Origin of the sequence: Pseudomonas sp. HN8-3 (assembly GCF_020790195.1) — a bacterium.
Lineage (GTDB): Bacteria > Pseudomonadota > Gammaproteobacteria > Pseudomonadales > Pseudomonadaceae > Aquipseudomonas > Aquipseudomonas synxantha_A.
In genome coordinates, this window is record NZ_CP086206.1 from 4,843,310 (window position 1) to 4,860,041 (window position 16,732).

Here is a 16,732-nt window from a genome sequence, read left to right on the forward strand (position 1 = left end):
CGGGCTTGCCTACCAGGATTTATGCTCCCCTTGTCACCCAGTTTGCTACCCAGCCTCGCCGCCGCCATTCTGTATGCCGCTGCGACTCTCTATCAGGGCACTCGTCTGGCCCAAGGCGCCAAAGCGGACAAACGTCTGCTCGTCGGCCTTGGCGTGCTGGCCCTGCTGGCCCATGCCGCCAGCCTGTTCACTCACCTGATGACGCCGGTGGGCCTGGGCCTGGACTTTTTCAGCGCCGCCAGCCTGATCGCCGCGGCCGTCATCGCACTGACACTGCTGGCCTGCTACCGCATTCCCGTCGAGAACCTGCTGGTGCTGCTATACCCCTTGGGCGTGCTGACGGTATTGCTGGCGCAGTTCACGCCCACCGGCACCGTACAGGTGATCGATGAGGAGCCCGGCATCCTTGCCCACATCCTGTTGTCGATCCTCGCCTACGGCATGTTCACCATTGCGGTGTTCCAGGCCCTGCTCCTGTTGCTGCAGGATCACCAGCTCAAGCACAAGCACCCCTCAGGGCTGATCAAGAACTTCCCGCCGCTGCAAACCATGGAAAGCCTGCTGTTCGGATTCCTGTGGGCCGGTTGGACCCTGCTGTCGCTGTCGCTGATTTCCGGCTGGCTGTTCGTCGAGAACCTGTTCGCCCAGCACCTGGTGCACAAGACCCTGCTGGCGTGCCTGGCCTGGGTGGTGTTCAGCGTGCTGCTGTGGGGCCGCAACCGCCTCGGCTGGCGTGGGCACAAGGCAATACGCTGGACCCTGGCCGGGTTCTGCCTGCTGATGCTGGCCTATTTCGGCAGCAAGCTGGTTCGCGAATACATCCTGCATATCTGACGGGCAGCGATCATGGATAACTTGCCTTTGGAGCCGATGCTCGCCGTCATTGCCTTGCTGATTTTATGGGCGGCGCTGTTTACCGCCATCGAAGCAGCACAACAGCATCTGTTGGCCCTGCGCCCCGGTACCCGCCAGGGCGATAAGGCTGCCGCACGCCTGAGCTTCCCGCGCCATAGCCTGATTCTGTGCAACAGCCTGTGCCGCGCCGCCGTGGTGATCCTTTGCACGCTGCTGGCAATCTATGCCTGGGCGCAGAACGGCCCATGGCTGGGTTGGCTGATCTCTTGTGCACTGCTGCTGATTCTCGCCGACTACCTGCCTCGCATCCTGGCCACCCGCCATCCGCAAGCGGTGTTGGGTTTCGGTAACGCCCTGCTGGGCGTGCCGCTGAAAATCCTCTACCCGCTGGCCTGGCTGCTCAACGGCATCAGCCTGTTGCTGCTGCGCCCGTTCGCGCGCAAGTCCGGTGTGGTGAAAAACAGCGATGAGCCGCTGCCGGACCATGACGACCAAGCCCCGCCTGAGGCCGACGAGGACCGCGCGCCCGGTATGCCCGGCATCCACGCGCTGGATAACATCACCGTCAACGACATCCTGGTGCCCCGCAGTGAAGTGGACGGCATCAACCTGGATGACTCGATCGACGAGATCATCGAGCAGCTGCGCAGTTCCCAACGCACGCGCCTGCCGGTGTTCCACAGTGATATCAACCAGGTCGAAGCGGTGCTCAACACGCGCCAGGTCCAGCACCTGCTCCCCGACGCCAGCCTGACCAAAGAGGCGCTGCTCGCTGCCTGTCACGAACCCTATTTCGTTCCGGAAAGCACTCCGTTGCAGCTGCAACTGCTGAATTTTCACAAGCAGCAACGGCGCCTGGGCATGGTGGTGGACGAATACGGCGAAGTGCTGGGCATCGTTACCCTGGAAGATATCCTGGAAGAAATCGTCGGCGAGTTCGAAAGCGATCAGGCTGTGGATAACCCCCACATCGAGGCCCAGCCCGATGGCCGCTACATCATTGACGGCGCCGCTTCGATCCGCGAACTGAACAAAAGCCTGGGCTGGCACCTGCCCAGCGACGGCCCCAAGACCCTCAACGGCCTGGTGACCGAAGCGCTGGAAACCATCCCCGATTGCGCGGTGTGCCTGAAGATCGGCCGCTATCGCCTGGAAATCCTCGAAACCGAGGACAACCGGGTGAGCAAGGTGTTGATCTGGCATACCAGCCATGTGCCCGTGGCCGCCTGACCTCAGCAGGCTCAACCCGGTCAATGTGGGAGCTGGCTTGCCTGCGATGCAGGCGACTCGGTCCTTCAGTTGAACCGAGGTGATGCTATCGCAGGCAAGCAAGCTCCCACATTGATCCAGTTCCAGGCCATAGATCCTCACCAGCCCCTTGTTGGATCCTTAGCCCCCTTCCTATAATCCATCCGGCTTACCCAAGCCCCGCCCGACCGCGTGCTACCCGCACTCAGCGTGTCCAGGCACCGCTTTATCATGTCCGACCGGTGTTTGCTCCCATCCCGAGCCGCCCCGCGCACAACCCTGATCCATGGGTGTTCGACCAATAATAATCCGCGTCCAAACGCGCAATGACCGTCAGGGATACTGCCATGAGCACCACCTACCAAGAGGCTGCGACCGCCGCCCCGACCAATTCGACCGCCCGCGTCGCCACGGCGAGCATCGTCGGCACCGCCATTGAGTTCTACGATTTCTATATCTACGCCACAGCTGCTGCGCTGGTCATCGGCCCGGTGTTCTTTCCCCAGAGCTCCGGTACGGCGCAGATGCTGGCGTCGTTCCTGACCTTTGGCATCGCCTTTATCGCACGCCCGCTGGGGTCGGCGCTGTTCGGCCATTTCGGCGACCGTATCGGGCGTAAATCCACTCTGGTGGCCTCGCTGCTGTTGATGGGTGTGTGCACCACCTTGATCGGCTTGCTGCCCGGCTATGACAGCATCGGCGCCTGGGCACCGATTCTGTTGTGCGTATTGCGCTTCGGCCAGGGCCTGGGCCTTGGCGGGGAATGGGGCGGCGCGGCATTGCTGGCGACCGAGAACGCACCCAAAGGCAAGCGCGCCTGGTTCGGCATGTTCCCGCAACTGGGCCCGTCGATTGGCTTTCTGGCGGCCAACGGTTTATTCCTGATCCTGGCCATGAGCCTGAATGACGAGCAGTTCCGTAGCTGGGGCTGGCGTATTCCGTTCATTCTCAGCGCCGCACTGGTGATGGTGGGCCTGTATGCACGCCTGAAGCTGCATGAAACCCCAGTATTCGCCAACTCCGTAGCCAAAGAAGCACCGGTGAAGGTGCCACTGGTGGAACTGTTCAGCCAACATTGGCTGCCGGTGCTGCTGGGCGCTGCGTCGATGGTGGTGTGCTACGCGCTGTTCTACATCACCACGGCGTTTTCCCTGAGCTACGGCGTTTCCACGCTGGGCTACAGCCGCGAGACGTTCCTCGGTTTACTGTGCTTTGCCGTGCTGTTCATGGGCTTGGCGACGCCGCTGGCAGCGCTGGCCAGTGATCGTTATGGACGTAAGCCGGTGCTGATCGTTGGGGCGATCCTGGCGATTCTCTCGGGCTTTACCATGGAGCCACTGCTGACCCACGGCTCGACCTGGGCCGTGGCGCTGTTCCTGGCGTTGGAGCTGTTTCTGATGGGTGTGACCTTCGCACCGATGGGTGCCCTGCTGCCGGAGTTGTTCCCGACGCGTGTGCGTTATACCGGTGCTTCGGCGGCGTATAACCTGGGTGGGATTGTCGGGGCGTCTGCAGCACCGTTCTTCGCGACCAAGCTGGTGGCGATGGGTGGGCTCAGTTATGTCGGTGGGTATGTGTCGGCGGCAGCGTTGCTGAGTTTGATTGCGGTGCTGTGCCTGAAAGAGACGCGGGATAATGATTTGAACAAGGTCGCCTGATAAACCGCTATCGGGAGCAAGCCCCCTCCCACATTCGACCGCATTCCAAAGGTTATACGCGGTTAAATGTGGGAGGGGGCTTGCTCCCGATGCTTTTAGAGCTCTACAACAACCGCTTGGGAGGCCCGCGTCGCCTTGGCACGAGCCGCTTCAATCGACTCATCCCGCGCCAACGCCACACCCATGCGGCGCTGGCCGTTGACCTCTGGCTTGCCAAACAGACGCAACGCCGTGTCCGGCTCGCTCAATGCCGCGCCGAGGTTGGCAAACGCCGTCTGGGTCGATTGCCCTTCCACCAGGATCACCGCCGACGCCGAAGGCCCGAACTGACGGATCAATGGGATCGGCAAGCCCAGGATGGCGCGAGCGTGCAGCGCGAACTGCGACAGGTCCTGAGAAATCAGTGTGACCAAACCGGTGTCATGTGGGCGCGGCGACACTTCGCTGAACCACACCTGATCGCCCTTGATGAACAACTCCACACCAAACAGGCCACGGCCACCCAGGGCTTCGGTTACCGCCTTGGCAACGCGCTCGGATTCGGCCAGGGCGATCGGGCTCATGGCCTGTGGCTGCCAGGACTCCTGATAGTCGCCCTTCTCCTGACGATGGCCAACCGGCGCGCAGAAGGTGGTGCCGCCAATGTGGCGCACGGTCAGCAGGGTGATTTCGTAGTCGAAATCGATAAAGCCTTCGATGATGACTCGACCCTTACCGGCACGCCCGCCTTCCTGGGCGTAATCCCAGGCTTTCTGCACGTCATCAGTGCTGCGCAACAGGCTCTGGCCCTTGCCCGACGAACTCATCACCGGCTTGACCACGCAGGGGAAGCCCAGGTCCTGGACGGCCTTGCTGTAGTCTTCGAAGGTGTCGGCGAAGTGGTACGGCGAGGTCGGCAGATCCAGTTCTTCGGCGGCCAGGCGACGGATGCCCTCACGGTTCATGGTCAACGACGTGGCGCGGGCGGTCGGGATAACCGTGAAGCCTTCAGCCTCCAGTTCCACCAGAGTGGCGGTGGCGATGGCTTCGATTTCCGGCACGATGAAGTGCGGCTTCTCCGCCTCGATGACTGCACGCAGCGCCGCACCGTCGAGCATGTTGATCACGTGGCTACGGTGCGCCACCTGCATCGCCGGCGCGTTGGCGTAGCGATCCACGGCGATCACTTCAACACCCAGGCGTTGCAGTTCGATCACCACTTCCTTGCCCAGCTCACCGCAGCCACACAGCAAAACGCGGGTCGCGGTTGGCGACAATGGAGTTCCGATTCGGGTCATCTCAGGTCCTCAGGGGAGCGGATCATGGGGAGAAAGGCCGGCATTTTACATGAACTGCAAGAATTGGCCTCAGTTGGCGACGGCACGCTTGCGCAGGCGCCAAGCCATGATCAACCACACCACCGTGACCCCGGCGAACTTCGACACCAGCGCCGTGCCCGCCACCGCCGGCGTCAGCGCGCCGATCAAGCCGAAGAAAATAAAGGTGTCGAGGGGAATGCTCAGTGCCGAACTTATCCACAGGCGATCATGCAGCGGGCGTTTGGTGATGCTGAACACCAGCCAGTCGATGCACTCGGACACCGCGAACGCCGTAGCACTGGCCAGGGCGATGGACGGGTCGGAAGTGATATACGACAGCACCAGCGCCGCCAGCATGGCGATGATCGCGCCGTGGCCGAAGCGGGTTTGCACCATGTCGCGAAGGATAAATACCAGGCCACCCCAGGCGGACCAGATGACATCCAGGTGCGGGGCGGTGGAGAAGGCGAAGTTGATCAGCACGACGCTGCTGATGTAGGCGATCAGGAAAAACATGGATGAATGACCTGTGAACAAGGGACACAGGGTACTTCACAATTAGACATATGTCGTCTGGGAGGGCCTCATCGGGGGCAAGCCCCCTCCCACATTTTGATCTGTGAACACATTCAAGTGTGGGAGGGGGCTTGCTCCCGATAGCAATCGATCAGGCACCCGAGCTTTTGGGCGTCATCCACACCATCCCACTGGCCACCGCCCGCTCATGACACAGCCCCAGCACCACCCGGCGCTCGGCGTTATCCATGCGGCCCCAACGCGTAATCTCATCCACGCTACGCTGGCAACCGGTACAGATATCGTCCTCATCCAACGCGCAGATACTCACGCATGGCGAGGCTACAGGCCGTTCAACTGCACTCATTCTTCCTGCTCAACCAAGTCTCGGGCATAGCGCTGCGAATTGTGCACATAGTGCGCGGCGCTGGCTTCGAGCATACGTTTCTGCGCCTCAGTCAGCTCACGTACCACCTTGCCCGGGGAGCCCATGACCAGCGAGCCATCGGGAATTTCCTTGCCTTCACCGATCAGCGAGTTCGCGCCGATAATGCAGTGCTTGCCAATCTTGGCGCCATTGAGAACCACCGCGTTAATGCCGATCAGGCTGTAGTCGTCGACGCTGCAGCCGTGCAGCATGGCGTTATGGCCGATGGTCACGCCGGTGCCGAGGGTAAGCGGGTAGCCCATGTCGGTGTGCATTACGCTGCCGTCCTGCACGTTGCTGTTCTTGCCGATCAGGATCAGTTCGTTATCGCCGCGCAACACCGCGTTGAACCAGACGTTGGCGCCCTCCTCCAGCTTGACCTTGCCCACCAGCGTGGCATTGGGTGCGACCCAACTGTTGGGATGGGTCTCGACGCGGGCATCGCCCAGGCGGTATTTCATGGTTTTCCCTCACGGCTTGCCATTCATGCGATGGCTTAGATATTGATAAAACTCTTGGGCGGCTGGTGCAGGCTGATCTTGGCGTCGTCATAGAGCAGATTGATCAGCTCGACGATCATGATCGCCGTCAGCCCCCAGATCTTGTATTCACCGAAGCGGTAGCTGGGCACATACCAACTTCGGCCCTGGTAATCGATCCGGTGGGTATGTTCGCGTGGGTCCTGTCGGAAAAACTCCAGGGGCACACTGAAGACTGCGGCGATTTCGGCGTCGTTGGCCAGGTATTCGACGTAGTCAGGGATCACGCCTACATAGGGCGTTACACGGATGCCGTGCAGGGAAATCAGCGGGCTCAACGGGCCTATGACCTCAACCAGCCCCGGCGGCAGGCCGATTTCTTCTTCGGCTTCGCGCAAGGCGGTAAAGATCAGGTCCGGGTCTTCAGGGTCACGCCGCCCACCAGGAAAGGCCACTTCGCCACCATGGGTCGACAGGCCGCTGGCGCGCAGAGTCAGGATCAGCTCAGGTTCGTCAGTGCGGGTAATCGGCACCAGCACTGCGGCCTCGGGGAAACGCCCGTCAGTTTCCAAGGTGTGAGGGGTGTGATTGCTTACCCGGCGAAGTAGCTCGTCCAGCATGAGTCATCTCGGTCTGTTGGCTACCTTGCATCATGCACCAAAGCGTGCGGGCGCCCAAGCCCAAAACCCGGTGCATGTCGCGAAACGACAACTTGCAGGAACGCCCGGCACCAAGCCAAGATGTGCCCATTCTCCAGGAACCCCAGCATGAATTTCTGCAGCCAGTGCGGTAAACCGGTTACCCAACGTATTCCCGAAGGCGACGCACGCCTGCGTTTTGTGTGTGATCACTGTTCGACCATTCACTATCAAAACCCCAATATCGTCGCCGGCACCGTACCGGTGTGGGGCGATCAAGTGCTGCTGTGCCGCCGTGCCATCGAACCGCGCTTGGGTTACTGGACCCTGCCCGCAGGTTTCATGGAAAACGGTGAAACCGTCGAACAGGCGGCCATGCGTGAAACCCTGGAAGAAGCCTGCGCCCGCGTGCGCAACCTGAGCATCTATACCCTGATCAATGTGCCGCACATCAGCCAGGTGCATATTTTCTACCGCGCCGAGCTGATCGACCTGGATTTTGCCGCAGGCCCGGAAAGCCTTGAAGTGAAGCTGTTCGATCAAGCTGATATCCCTTGGTCCGAGCTGGCTTTCCGCACGGTCGGGCGTACCTTAGAATGCTTTTTCGCTGACCGTCGCCAACAGGTGTACCCGGTGCGCAGCGAGTCGGTCCCACCGATGACACGCCCAACCAAATAACCTTCCAGGCAGCACCTTTATCAGGGATACCGTTTCAATGCGTTGGTTGCTTGCTCTTATCTGCCTGTCGTTTGCCACGCTGTCCCCAGCCTCTACGGTGGAAACTCTCGGCGGTAAAACCGTCGAAAAAGTCCTGGTACTCAAGTCCGCGCACCAACTGCAACTGATCAACGACGGCAAGCCCCTCAAGACCTATCGCATTTCCCTGGGCAAGAACCCCAAGGGCCACAAGCTGATCGAAGGCGACCGCCGTACCCCCGAGGGTTTCTACTGGATCGACTGGCGCAAGACCAGCGACCGCTTCAACCTGGCCATGCACATCTCCTACCCGAACATCAGCGACGCCGCCCGCGCCCGCCGCGAAGGGGTAAAACCGGGCAGCATGATCATGATCCACGGCACGCCCGACACCGAAGACTACCCGGAACAGTGGTTTCACACCCTGGACTGGACCGACGGCTGCATCGGCATGCGCAACGTAGACATGCGCGAAGTCTGGAGCCTGGTCAAAGACGGCACCATGATCGAGATTCGGCCGTAATCTCGTACCGTTCGTAAATTAATTCGAAAATAATTCCTGCCTCCAGCAGCGCCTGCCGGTGAATACCAGTTCACCGCGCGGGACAGTGCACTTGTGCGCGACACAAAGACCTCTCTAATACCACTTGATACCAAGCCCTATTAAAGCCCCCTGAAACCGGGGTTCGCACCGTTTTGGCAGCATTGACATGGTATTTAAGTGGTATTAATTTCCGGCCATTACCGGGCGACAACACTCCAATAACGCATCGGAAACCTGACAGATGAATCCCATCCTGGCCCTGCGCCCCGACGACAAGCAATCCACGCCGCTGTACCTGCAACTGGCTCGCAGCCTTGAAGCCGCGATCCATGCCGGCCAGTGGAAATCCGAGCAGGCCCTGCCCTCGGAGCGTGCGCTCAGCGAGCAGTTGAGCATCTCGCGGGTCACTGCCCGTAAAGCGCTGGAAGTGTTGCTTGCCCAGGGCCTGATCCGCCGCAGCCAGGGCTCCGGCACCTTTATCACGCCGCGCCTGGAACAACCCTTGTCGCGCTTGTCGGGGTTCAGCGAAATGCTGCGGCTCAAGGGCTTTGTGCCCACCTCCCAGTGGCTGGAGCGCGACATCACCCCGCCGACCCACGAAGAGCTGATCCGCCTGTGCCTGTCGCCCACCGACAAAGTGGCGCGCCTCAAGCGTTTGCGCAAAGCCGATGACACGGTGATGGCGATTGAAATGACCGCCATGCCCGCCTCGGTGTTGCCGCACCCGCAAGCCATCGGCAATTCGCTGTACGAATACCTGGAAGGCATCGGCAAGCCCATCGTGCGCGCCCTGCAGCATATCCAGGCGATCAACGCCTCGGACGAGTTCGCCAAGCTGGTGGGCATCGCCCCCGGCACCGCCATGCTGCTGATGACCCGCGTGGGCTACACCGCCGACAACACGCCGATTGAAATCACCGACACCTACTGCCGCAACGACTACTACGACTTTGTCGCAGAGCTGCGCCGTCATGACTACTCCGCCGAATTGCGAATTTAGAGAACTGCCCATGTCAGAAGACAATATCCTCACGCCCAACGGCTGGATGCGCGGCCGCCTGGTGCACGAACACGGCAAGGTGGTTGCCATCGAAGGCACGCCTTGCGACCCGGCTGACAACGACCTGCCCTACCTGCTGCCAGGCTTTATCGACCTGCATGTACACGGCGGTGGCGGTGCCGACATCATGGAAGGGGCGCAGGCCTTCGAGACCATTACCCGCACCCACGTGCGTTTTGGGACCACCTCGCTATTGGCCACCACCATGACGGCGCCGGTGGAAGAAATCACCAGCGTCCTCGGTGAACTCGGCAGGTTCTGCGAGCAACGCCCGACAGGCAGCGCCCGGGTACTGGGCGTGCACCTGGAAGGCCCCTACATCAACCCGGGCAAACTCGGCGCCCAACCCAACTTCGCCCACACCGCGTTGATGGCCGAAGTCGAAGCCTATTTGCGCCTGGCGCCAATTCGGGTAATCACCATCGCCCCGGAAATTGCCGGCCATGACGGCCTGATCCGCGCCCTCAGCCAACGCGGCGTGCGCATGCAGATCGGCCACACCCTGGGCAGCTATGAAGAAGGCGTCGCCGCCCTCGCCGCCGGCGCCACCAGCTTTACCCATTTGTACAACGCCATGAGCCCGCTGCATCACCGCGAGCCAGGCATCGTCGGCGCCGCGCTGGCCCACGCCCAATACGCCGAGCTGATCCCGGATCTGCTCCATGTGCATCCCGGTGCCATGCGCGTGGCCCTGCGCTCGATCCCATGCCTGTACTGCGTGACCGATTCCACCGCCGCCGCCGGTATGCCCGATGGCGAATACAAGCTGGGCAGCCACACCGTGACCAAATGCCTGGGTGGCGTACGCCTGGCCGACGGCACCCTGGCCGGCAGCACGCTGACCATGGACCAGGCGCTGCGCAACCTGGTGAAAATCGGCCTGCCCATCAGCGAAGCCTCACAACGCCTGTCGCAATTTCCTGCGGACTACCTGGGCCTGGAAGAACGCGGCCGCCTGCAACCCGGCAGCTATGCCGACTGCGTGCGCCTGGACCGCTCCCTGACACTCACCGACGTAATGGTCGAAGGAGAAACCATTGACTTCAAAAATGCTTGAAGAGGCCCTGGCCTCCTGCGACGCCGTTGCGGCACAACTGCAACGCCTGAATCCGCTGCTGGAAGAAGTGGCCGGTCGCCTGCGTCGCCAGCCGCCGCAAGTGGCGATGACCATTGCCCGCGGCAGCTCCGACCACGCCGCCAGCTACTTCGCCTACCTGGCCATGCAGCATGTGGGCATCCCGGTGGCGTCGTTGCCGATGTCGGTGGTGACCCTGTTGCAGGCGCCGATGAAAGTCAGCGGCCAGGTGGCGTTTGGGTTCTCCCAGTCGGGGCAGAGCCCGGACCTGGTCAACAGCCTGCGACTGCTGCGCAAGCGCGGCGCCCTGAGCATCTCGCTGGTGAACGCCGAAGACTCGCCGCTGGAAGCCGCCTGTGAATTCCATGTGCCGTTGTGCGCCGGCCCGGAACAAAGCGTGGCCGCGACCAAGAGCTTTATCGCCACCCTCAGCGCCAGCGCGCAATTGATCGGCTACTGGAACCAGGAAACCGAGTTGCTCCAAGCCTGCCAGGCGCTGCCCGACGGTTTGCGTGAAGCCGCCAAGCAGGATTGGACCCAAGCTATCGATGCCCTGCGCGACTGCCAGCAATTGATGGTAATCGGCCGCGGCGCCGGGTTTGCAATCGCCCAGGAAGCAGCGCTCAAGCTCAAGGAAACCTCGGCGATCCAGGCCGAAGCCTTCAGCAGCGCCGAGGTACGCCACGGGCCGATGGCCTTGATCGACGAAAACTACCCGCTACTGGTGTTCGCCCCACGCGGCGCCGAGCAGCCCGGCCTGTTGAGCCTGGCCGCCGATATGCGCCAACGCGGCGCCCGCGTGCTGCTGGCCGCACCGGACGATATCGCCGAACGCGACCTGACCCTTAGTCGCGCCGAACACCCGAGCCTGGACCCGATCCTGGCGATCCAGAGCTTCTACGTGATGGCCGCCGGCCTGGCTGAGGCACGGGGCATGGACCCGGACCAGCCGCGCCACCTGAGCAAAGTCACCCGTACGCACTAAAGCGGCGTTTTCCTGATGAGTACCGTGCCCATGCCCAACAACAATAATCCATTGACCTTAAGCGCCCCCTTGAGTGGGCCGGTGCTGGCCCTGAACAGCGTCCCCGACGAAGTGTTCGCCAGCGGCGCCATGGGGGACGGGATTGCCATCGACCCGTTGAACGATTGCCTGCATGCGCCCTGTGACGGCGTGATCATCCATGTCGCCCGCACCGGTCATGCATTGACCATCCGCGCCGACAACGGTGCCGAAGTGCTGATGCACGTGGGCATCGACACCGTGGAGCTCAATGGCGAAGGCTTTGCCTTGCTGGTGAAGGATGGCGCACGGGTGAGCGAGGGCCAGCCGTTGGTGCAGTTTGACCTGGACCGCATTGCGCGCCAGTGCAAAAGCCTGGTGAGCCTGATCATCCTGACCAACAGTGACCGCTTCGAACTGCAACCCATCGCGAGCAAGACCGTGAAGCTCGGTGAATCACTGATGCGGATTGCCCTGCGTACATCCGCACCGGTTCAAACCGCTGTGGATAACTCGGTCGCGCAAGTGAGCGCCACGGTGCGCATCAGCCACCGTGGCGGCTTGCATGCGCGCCCTGCCGCGCTGATCCGCAAGACTGCCCAGGGCTTCAGCAGCCAATCGCAGCTGCACTTCGGTGATAAGACCGCGGCTTGCGACAGCCTGATCGGCCTGATGGGGCTGGGTATTGGCGAAGGTGACGAGGTACGGGTGACCTCTCGCGGCAAAGATTGCGAGGCGGCGTTGCAGGCCCTGGTCGCCGCGTTGTCGGTGGCGGTTTACGAGGAACACCACGCACCAGTCGCCGCCACGCCACGCCGGGCGAATACCGAAGCCAATGTGCTGCAAGGCGTATGCGCGGCACCCGGTCTGGTATGTGGGCCATTGTTCCGCCTGACGGGCATCGAACTGCCGCAAGACAGCGGCAATCATAGCGTCGACGAACAACTGCAACGCCTGGATGCCGCCCTTGAGCAAGTGCGCGGCGAAATCCGCAGTACGCTGGGCCAGGCGCGCCAACGCAAGAACGTCGAAGAAGAAGAGATCTTCGCCGCCCACCTCGCCCTGCTGGAAGACCCGGCATTACTCGACGCAGCCACCGCTGCCATCGAACAAGGCAGCGCCGCCACCCATGCCTGGCGTGATGCGATCCAGGCCCAATGCGCCGTGCTGCTGGCGTTGGGCAAACCACTGTTTGCCGAGCGCGCCAATGACCTGCGAGACCTTCAACAACGGGTGCTGCGTGCGTTGCTGGGTGAAGCCTGGCATTTCGAATTGCCGGCGGGGGCGATTGTCAGTGCCCATGAGCTGACACCTTCGGACTTGCTGCAACTGAGCGAGCAACACGCCGCTGGCATCTGCATGGCCGAAGGCGGTGCGACCTCCCATGTGGCGATTTTGGCCCGGGGCAAAGGCCTGCCGTGTCTCGTCGCCCTGGGCAATGAAGTGCTTGATGTGCCCCAAGGCCAACGGGTAGTGCTCGATGCCGCCAACGGCCGCCTGGAACTGGCCCCCAGTGAAGCGCGCCACGCCGAAGTTCACCAGATTCGCGAAACACAGAAATTACGACGCCAGCAACAACAGGCCCAAGCCCGGCAACCGGCACTCACCACCGACGGCGTGACGGTTGAAGTGGCGGCGAATGTCGCCTCCAGCGCCGAAGCCCAGGTGGCGTTTGACAACGGCGCCGATGGCGTCGGCCTGCTGCGCACTGAATTTCTGTTCGTCGACCGCCGTACCGCGCCGGATGAGCAGGAGCAACGCCAAGCTTATCAGGCCGTGCTGGATGCCATGGGTGACAAGTCGGTGATCATCCGCACCATCGATGTGGGTGGCGACAAGCAGCTCGATTACCTGCCGCTGCCCGTCGAGGCGAACCCGGTGCTGGGCCTGCGCGGTATTCGCATGGCCCAGGTGCGCCCTGAACTGCTCGACCAGCAACTGCGCGCCCTGCTGCAAGTCTCGCCGTTGGCGCGCTGCCGCATCCTGTTGCCGATGGTCAGCGAGGTGGATGAACTGCTACAGATTCGCCAGCGCCTGGATGAACTGTGCGTGGAGCTGGAGCTGACGCAGCGCCCCGAGCTGGGCGTGATGATCGAAGTGCCCGCCGCCGCGCTGATGGCCGAGCAGTTGGCCGAACACGCGGACTTTTTATCCATCGGCACCAATGACCTGTCCCAGTACACCCTGGCGATGGACCGCGACCACGCAGGCTTGGCCGCCCGCGTTGATGCGCTGCATCCTGCCTTGCTGCGGCTGATCGCCCAAACCTGCACCGGTGCGGCGAAACACGGGCGTTGGGTCGGCGTGTGCGGTGCCTTGGCGTCTGACCCACTGGCCACGCCAGTACTGGTCGGCCTGGGGGTCAGTGAGCTGTCGGTAAGCCCGCCGCAGATCGGCGAAATCAAGGACCGCGTCCGCCACCTGGACGCGGCGCAATGCCGGCAACTGAGCCTTGAGCTGCTCGACCTGAGCAGTGCCAAGGCCGTTCGCCAAGCCTGTCAACACCACTGGCCGCTGAGCTGAAAACAACAAGAATAGGGAGACACGCCATGTACCAACACTTTATCGAAGGCCTGCAACGCCTGGGCCGCGCCCTGATGCTGCCGATTGCGATCCTGCCAATCGCCGGCCTCTTGCTGCGCCTGGGCGACACCGACTTGCTCAACATCGCGGTGATGCATGATGCCGGGCAGGCGATCTTCGCCAACCTGGCGCTGATCTTCGCCATCGGCATCGCCGTGGGCTTTGCCCGCGACAACAACGGCACCGCCGGCCTGGCCGGGGCGATTGGCTACCTGGTGATGATCTCGACCCTCAAGGTGATGGATACCACCATCAACATGGGCATGCTCGCCGGTATCGCCAGTGGCCTGATGGCGGGCGGGCTGTATAACCGCTTCAAGGACATCAAGCTGCCGGAGTACCTGGCGTTCTTTGGTGGGCGACGCTTTGTGCCGATTGTCACCGGTTTTTCGGCGGTGGGCCTGGGCGTGATCTTCGGTCTGATCTGGCCGCCGATCCAGCACGGCATCAACAGCTTTGGCGTGTTGTTGATGGAAAGCGGCAGCCTGGGTGCGTTCGTGTTTGGCGTGTTCAACCGCCTGCTGATCGTCACCGGGTTGCATCACATCCTCAACAATATGGCGTGGTTCGTGTTCGGCACGTTTACCGACCCGGCAACCGGCGCGGTGGTGACCGGCGACCTGACCCGCTACTTTGCCGGCGACCCGAAAGGCGGCCAGTTCATGACCGGCATGTTCCCGGTGATGCTGTTCGGCCTGCCGGCTGCGTGCCTGGCGATGTACCGCAATGCGTTGCCAGAGCGCCGTAAAGTCATGGGCGGGATCTTTCTGTCGATGGCGCTGACTTCGTTTTTGACCGGGGTGACTGAACCAATTGAATTTGCCTTCATGTTCCTGGCACCGTTCCTGTACCTGATCCATGCCGTGCTGACGGGCCTGTCGATGGCAGTCACCAATATGTTGAATATCCACCTCGGGTTTACCTTCTCCGGTGGGTTTATCGACATGGTGCTGGGTTGGGGCAAGTCCACCAATGGCTGGCTGGTGGTACCGGTGGGCCTGGCCTACTCGGTGATCTACTACACGGTGTTCAGCTACTGCATCCGCCGCTTTAACCTCAAGACACCGGGGCGTGAAGATATCCAGGTGGTGCAGGCTGAAGCGATGAGTGATAACCAGCGTGCCACGGCATATATCCAGGCGCTGGGTGGTGCAGAGAACTTGCTGAGTGTGGGTGCATGCACCACGCGGCTGCGGTTGGACATGGTTGATCGCAACAAGGCGGTGGATGCTGAACTGAAAGCACTGGGCGCCATGGCTGTAGTGCGCCCGGGTAACGGCGGGAGTTTGCAGGTGGTGGTTGGGCCGATGGCCGATAGCATTGCTGATGAAATTCGTTTGGCCATGCCAGGGTTTGTTGCAGCGCCTGTAGCGGTTGCACCTGTGGATAAGCCCCTGACGGTGAATGTGCAAGAGGCCGAGCAATGGCTGAATGCGCTGGGTGGCCGAGGGAATTTGCGCCAGCTGGAAGCTGTGGCGATGACCCGGTTGCGGGTGGAGTTGGGGGATGATTCGGGGTTGTCTGAAGCTCAGCTCACTGCGCTCGGTTGCCAAGGTGTGAGTCAGCTTGAGAGCGGTGTTTGGCACTTGTTGGTTGGTGACAAGGCCTCTGGCTTGGGTGAGGCGTTGGAGCGGTTGGTCAGTGGCCGTGAGGTCGGCGCCAGGGTTTAGAGCTGTAGTGGCTTTTCTGGCCTCATCGGGGGCTTGCTCCCGATTGGCCCTCACAGGCGCCTGATTACTTCTGCTCAGGCACCTCAACTAAATCCAGCACCCGATCCACCATCAACTGAATACCCTCCACCATCCGATGAATCCCCAGCACGGCATCACGCTGCGGACCGTCGACATCAAAAGCCAGATGACCCGCCAGTGCCTGCACGGATGCCAGGTCTTGGGAAGCATTGGCGAGCAGGGTTTCGCTGTTCAGACTGGGTATTACGGTGAAGATCTGGTCGGACGGTAAATCACCAGCTTGGCGGGACTCGGCTTGAGATGAGATTGAACCAGTTAGCAAGTTGTCGCTGATCATCATTAAACTCCATATGGAATAGGCTCCTAGTGATTTTTCAGGCTTGCAGTCCCGGTCACTGAATTGGCAGCGACTCGAGAAGGTTAGTTGTGCGAGTTCCGACGGACAACCTGAAAGGCTTGTCGGAAAGTTCTGAGGCGCTTGCACCGACGCCATCGCAGGCAAGCCAGCTCCCACATGGGATTGATGTACGGTCTGACAACGGGGTCAAATGTGGGAGCTGGCTTGCCTGCGATTGGCACTTACAGCCAACAAAAAACCCGCTGACCAAACTGGCCCAGCGGGTTTCTTGTTTATGCAGCCAGCCGATCAAAAATCCGCCAACTGCCACACCTCATACGCTGGAGTCTCATACGGGTGGCTAAGTTTGAGAGCAGCCACAACAGCCACAATCAACTCATCCGCCACCACCAGCTCAACCTTCCATTCCTCAACCACTTCAACCTGGCCGACCTGCCCGATAAACGGCTGACTGCCGTCCAACGCGCGGAATTGGCCCTGGCCCAGCACTTGCCAGGCGCAGCTGTCGTAGTCGCCGATGCGCCCGCCGCCGGCTGCGAAGACGGCGGTTTTCACCGTCTCCACATGGCTGTCGGGCACGAAGAAGGCGAGCTTGTACACGGC

At 61.6% G+C, this 16,732-nt stretch carries 17 protein-coding genes; 10 read left to right on the top strand and 7 right to left on the bottom strand.

Translation table 11 applies throughout. From position 1 onward, the window contains the following. The first annotated feature begins 21 nt into the window (after window positions 1-21). The 3 genes from LJX92_RS21490 (at window position 22) to LJX92_RS21500 (ending at window position 3,761) form a co-directional block, all read left to right on the top strand. Window positions 22-834 carry a cytochrome C assembly family protein gene (locus tag LJX92_RS21490; protein ID WP_032879633.1) on the top strand — a complete coding sequence of 271 codons (813 nt, stop codon included), beginning with the start codon at window positions 22-24 and terminating at the stop codon, window positions 832-834. A 12-nt stretch (window positions 835-846) separates the two neighbouring features. Beyond that, window positions 847-2,085, top strand: coding sequence for a transporter associated domain-containing protein (locus LJX92_RS21495; RefSeq protein ID WP_005791125.1), 1,239 nt, complete (start codon window positions 847-849; stop codon window positions 2,083-2,085). A gap of 365 nt (window positions 2,086-2,450) precedes the next feature. Continuing rightward, window positions 2,451-3,761 (top strand): MFS transporter, encoded by a 1,311-nt coding sequence (locus LJX92_RS21500; protein ID WP_005791128.1) that lies wholly within the window; start codon window positions 2,451-2,453, stop codon window positions 3,759-3,761. A 95-nt stretch (window positions 3,762-3,856) separates the two neighbouring features. Here the strand turns inward: LJX92_RS21500 and purT are convergent, their stop codons facing one another. From purT to LJX92_RS21525, 5 genes are all read right to left on the bottom strand, one after another. After that, window positions 3,857-5,038 (bottom strand): formate-dependent phosphoribosylglycinamide formyltransferase, encoded by a 1,182-nt coding sequence (gene purT, locus LJX92_RS21505; RefSeq protein ID WP_019817237.1) that lies wholly within the window; start codon window positions 5,036-5,038, stop codon window positions 3,857-3,859. Between the two features lie 69 nt (window positions 5,039-5,107). Then, window positions 5,108-5,575 carry a preQ0 transporter gene (locus LJX92_RS21510; protein WP_078822237.1) on the bottom strand — a complete coding sequence of 156 codons (468 nt, stop codon included), beginning with the start codon at window positions 5,573-5,575 and terminating at the stop codon, window positions 5,108-5,110. A gap of 151 nt (window positions 5,576-5,726) precedes the next feature. Next, on the bottom strand, window positions 5,727-5,942 hold the full coding sequence (locus LJX92_RS21515) for a DUF1289 domain-containing protein (protein ID WP_228308927.1): 216 nt from the start codon (window positions 5,940-5,942) through the stop codon (window positions 5,727-5,729). After that, window positions 5,939-6,463 carry a gamma carbonic anhydrase family protein gene (locus LJX92_RS21520; RefSeq protein ID WP_032879630.1) on the bottom strand — a complete coding sequence of 175 codons (525 nt, stop codon included), beginning with the start codon at window positions 6,461-6,463 and terminating at the stop codon, window positions 5,939-5,941. Before LJX92_RS21520 ends, LJX92_RS21515 begins: the two co-directional genes overlap by 4 nt. 35 nt (window positions 6,464-6,498) lie before the next feature. Continuing rightward, complete coding sequence (locus tag LJX92_RS21525; RefSeq protein WP_078822240.1) at window positions 6,499-7,101, bottom strand: CoA pyrophosphatase; 603 nt, start codon at window positions 7,099-7,101, stop codon at window positions 6,499-6,501. Window positions 7,102-7,248: 147 nt separating this feature from the next. On the opposite strand from LJX92_RS21525, the gene LJX92_RS21530 reads away from it, so the two are divergent. The 7 genes from LJX92_RS21530 (at window position 7,249) to nagE (ending at window position 15,750) form a co-directional block, all read left to right on the top strand. Beyond that, window positions 7,249-7,797, top strand: coding sequence for an NUDIX hydrolase (locus tag LJX92_RS21530; protein ID WP_223017895.1), 549 nt, complete (start codon window positions 7,249-7,251; stop codon window positions 7,795-7,797). A 37-nt stretch (window positions 7,798-7,834) separates the two neighbouring features. Then, on the top strand, window positions 7,835-8,338 hold the full coding sequence (locus tag LJX92_RS21535) for a L,D-transpeptidase family protein (RefSeq protein WP_103734891.1): 504 nt from the start codon (window positions 7,835-7,837) through the stop codon (window positions 8,336-8,338). Between the two features lie 262 nt (window positions 8,339-8,600). Beyond that, window positions 8,601-9,359, top strand: coding sequence for a GntR family transcriptional regulator (locus LJX92_RS21540; RefSeq protein WP_005791139.1), 759 nt, complete (start codon window positions 8,601-8,603; stop codon window positions 9,357-9,359). A gap of 10 nt (window positions 9,360-9,369) precedes the next feature. Beyond that, entirely contained in the window at window positions 9,370-10,476 is a 1,107-nt protein-coding gene (gene nagA, locus LJX92_RS21545; protein ID WP_078822244.1) for an N-acetylglucosamine-6-phosphate deacetylase, read from the top strand. After that, window positions 10,469-11,479: an SIS domain-containing protein gene (locus LJX92_RS21550; protein WP_416309148.1), complete on the top strand. Its 1,011-nt coding sequence runs from the start codon at window positions 10,469-10,471 to the stop codon at window positions 11,477-11,479. Before nagA ends, LJX92_RS21550 begins: the two co-directional genes overlap by 8 nt. A 30-nt stretch (window positions 11,480-11,509) precedes the next feature. Next, entirely contained in the window at window positions 11,510-14,020 is a 2,511-nt protein-coding gene (gene ptsP / locus LJX92_RS21555) for a phosphoenolpyruvate--protein phosphotransferase (RefSeq protein WP_228309924.1), read from the top strand. Window positions 14,021-14,046: 26 nt separating this feature from the next. Beyond that, entirely contained in the window at window positions 14,047-15,750 is a 1,704-nt protein-coding gene (nagE, locus tag LJX92_RS21560) for an N-acetylglucosamine-specific PTS transporter subunit IIBC (RefSeq protein ID WP_228308929.1), read from the top strand. A gap of 64 nt (window positions 15,751-15,814) precedes the next feature. Here the strand turns inward: nagE and LJX92_RS21565 are convergent, their stop codons facing one another. Continuing rightward, on the bottom strand, window positions 15,815-16,108 hold the full coding sequence (locus LJX92_RS21565; protein ID WP_032879623.1) for a DUF6124 family protein: 294 nt from the start codon (window positions 16,106-16,108) through the stop codon (window positions 15,815-15,817). 309 nt (window positions 16,109-16,417) lie between these two features. Next, a complete protein-coding gene (locus LJX92_RS21570; RefSeq protein WP_003193986.1) occupies window positions 16,418-16,729 on the bottom strand; it encodes an NIF3 1 in 312 nt (103 codons plus the stop codon). Between the last annotated feature and the right edge of the window lie 3 nt (window positions 16,730-16,732).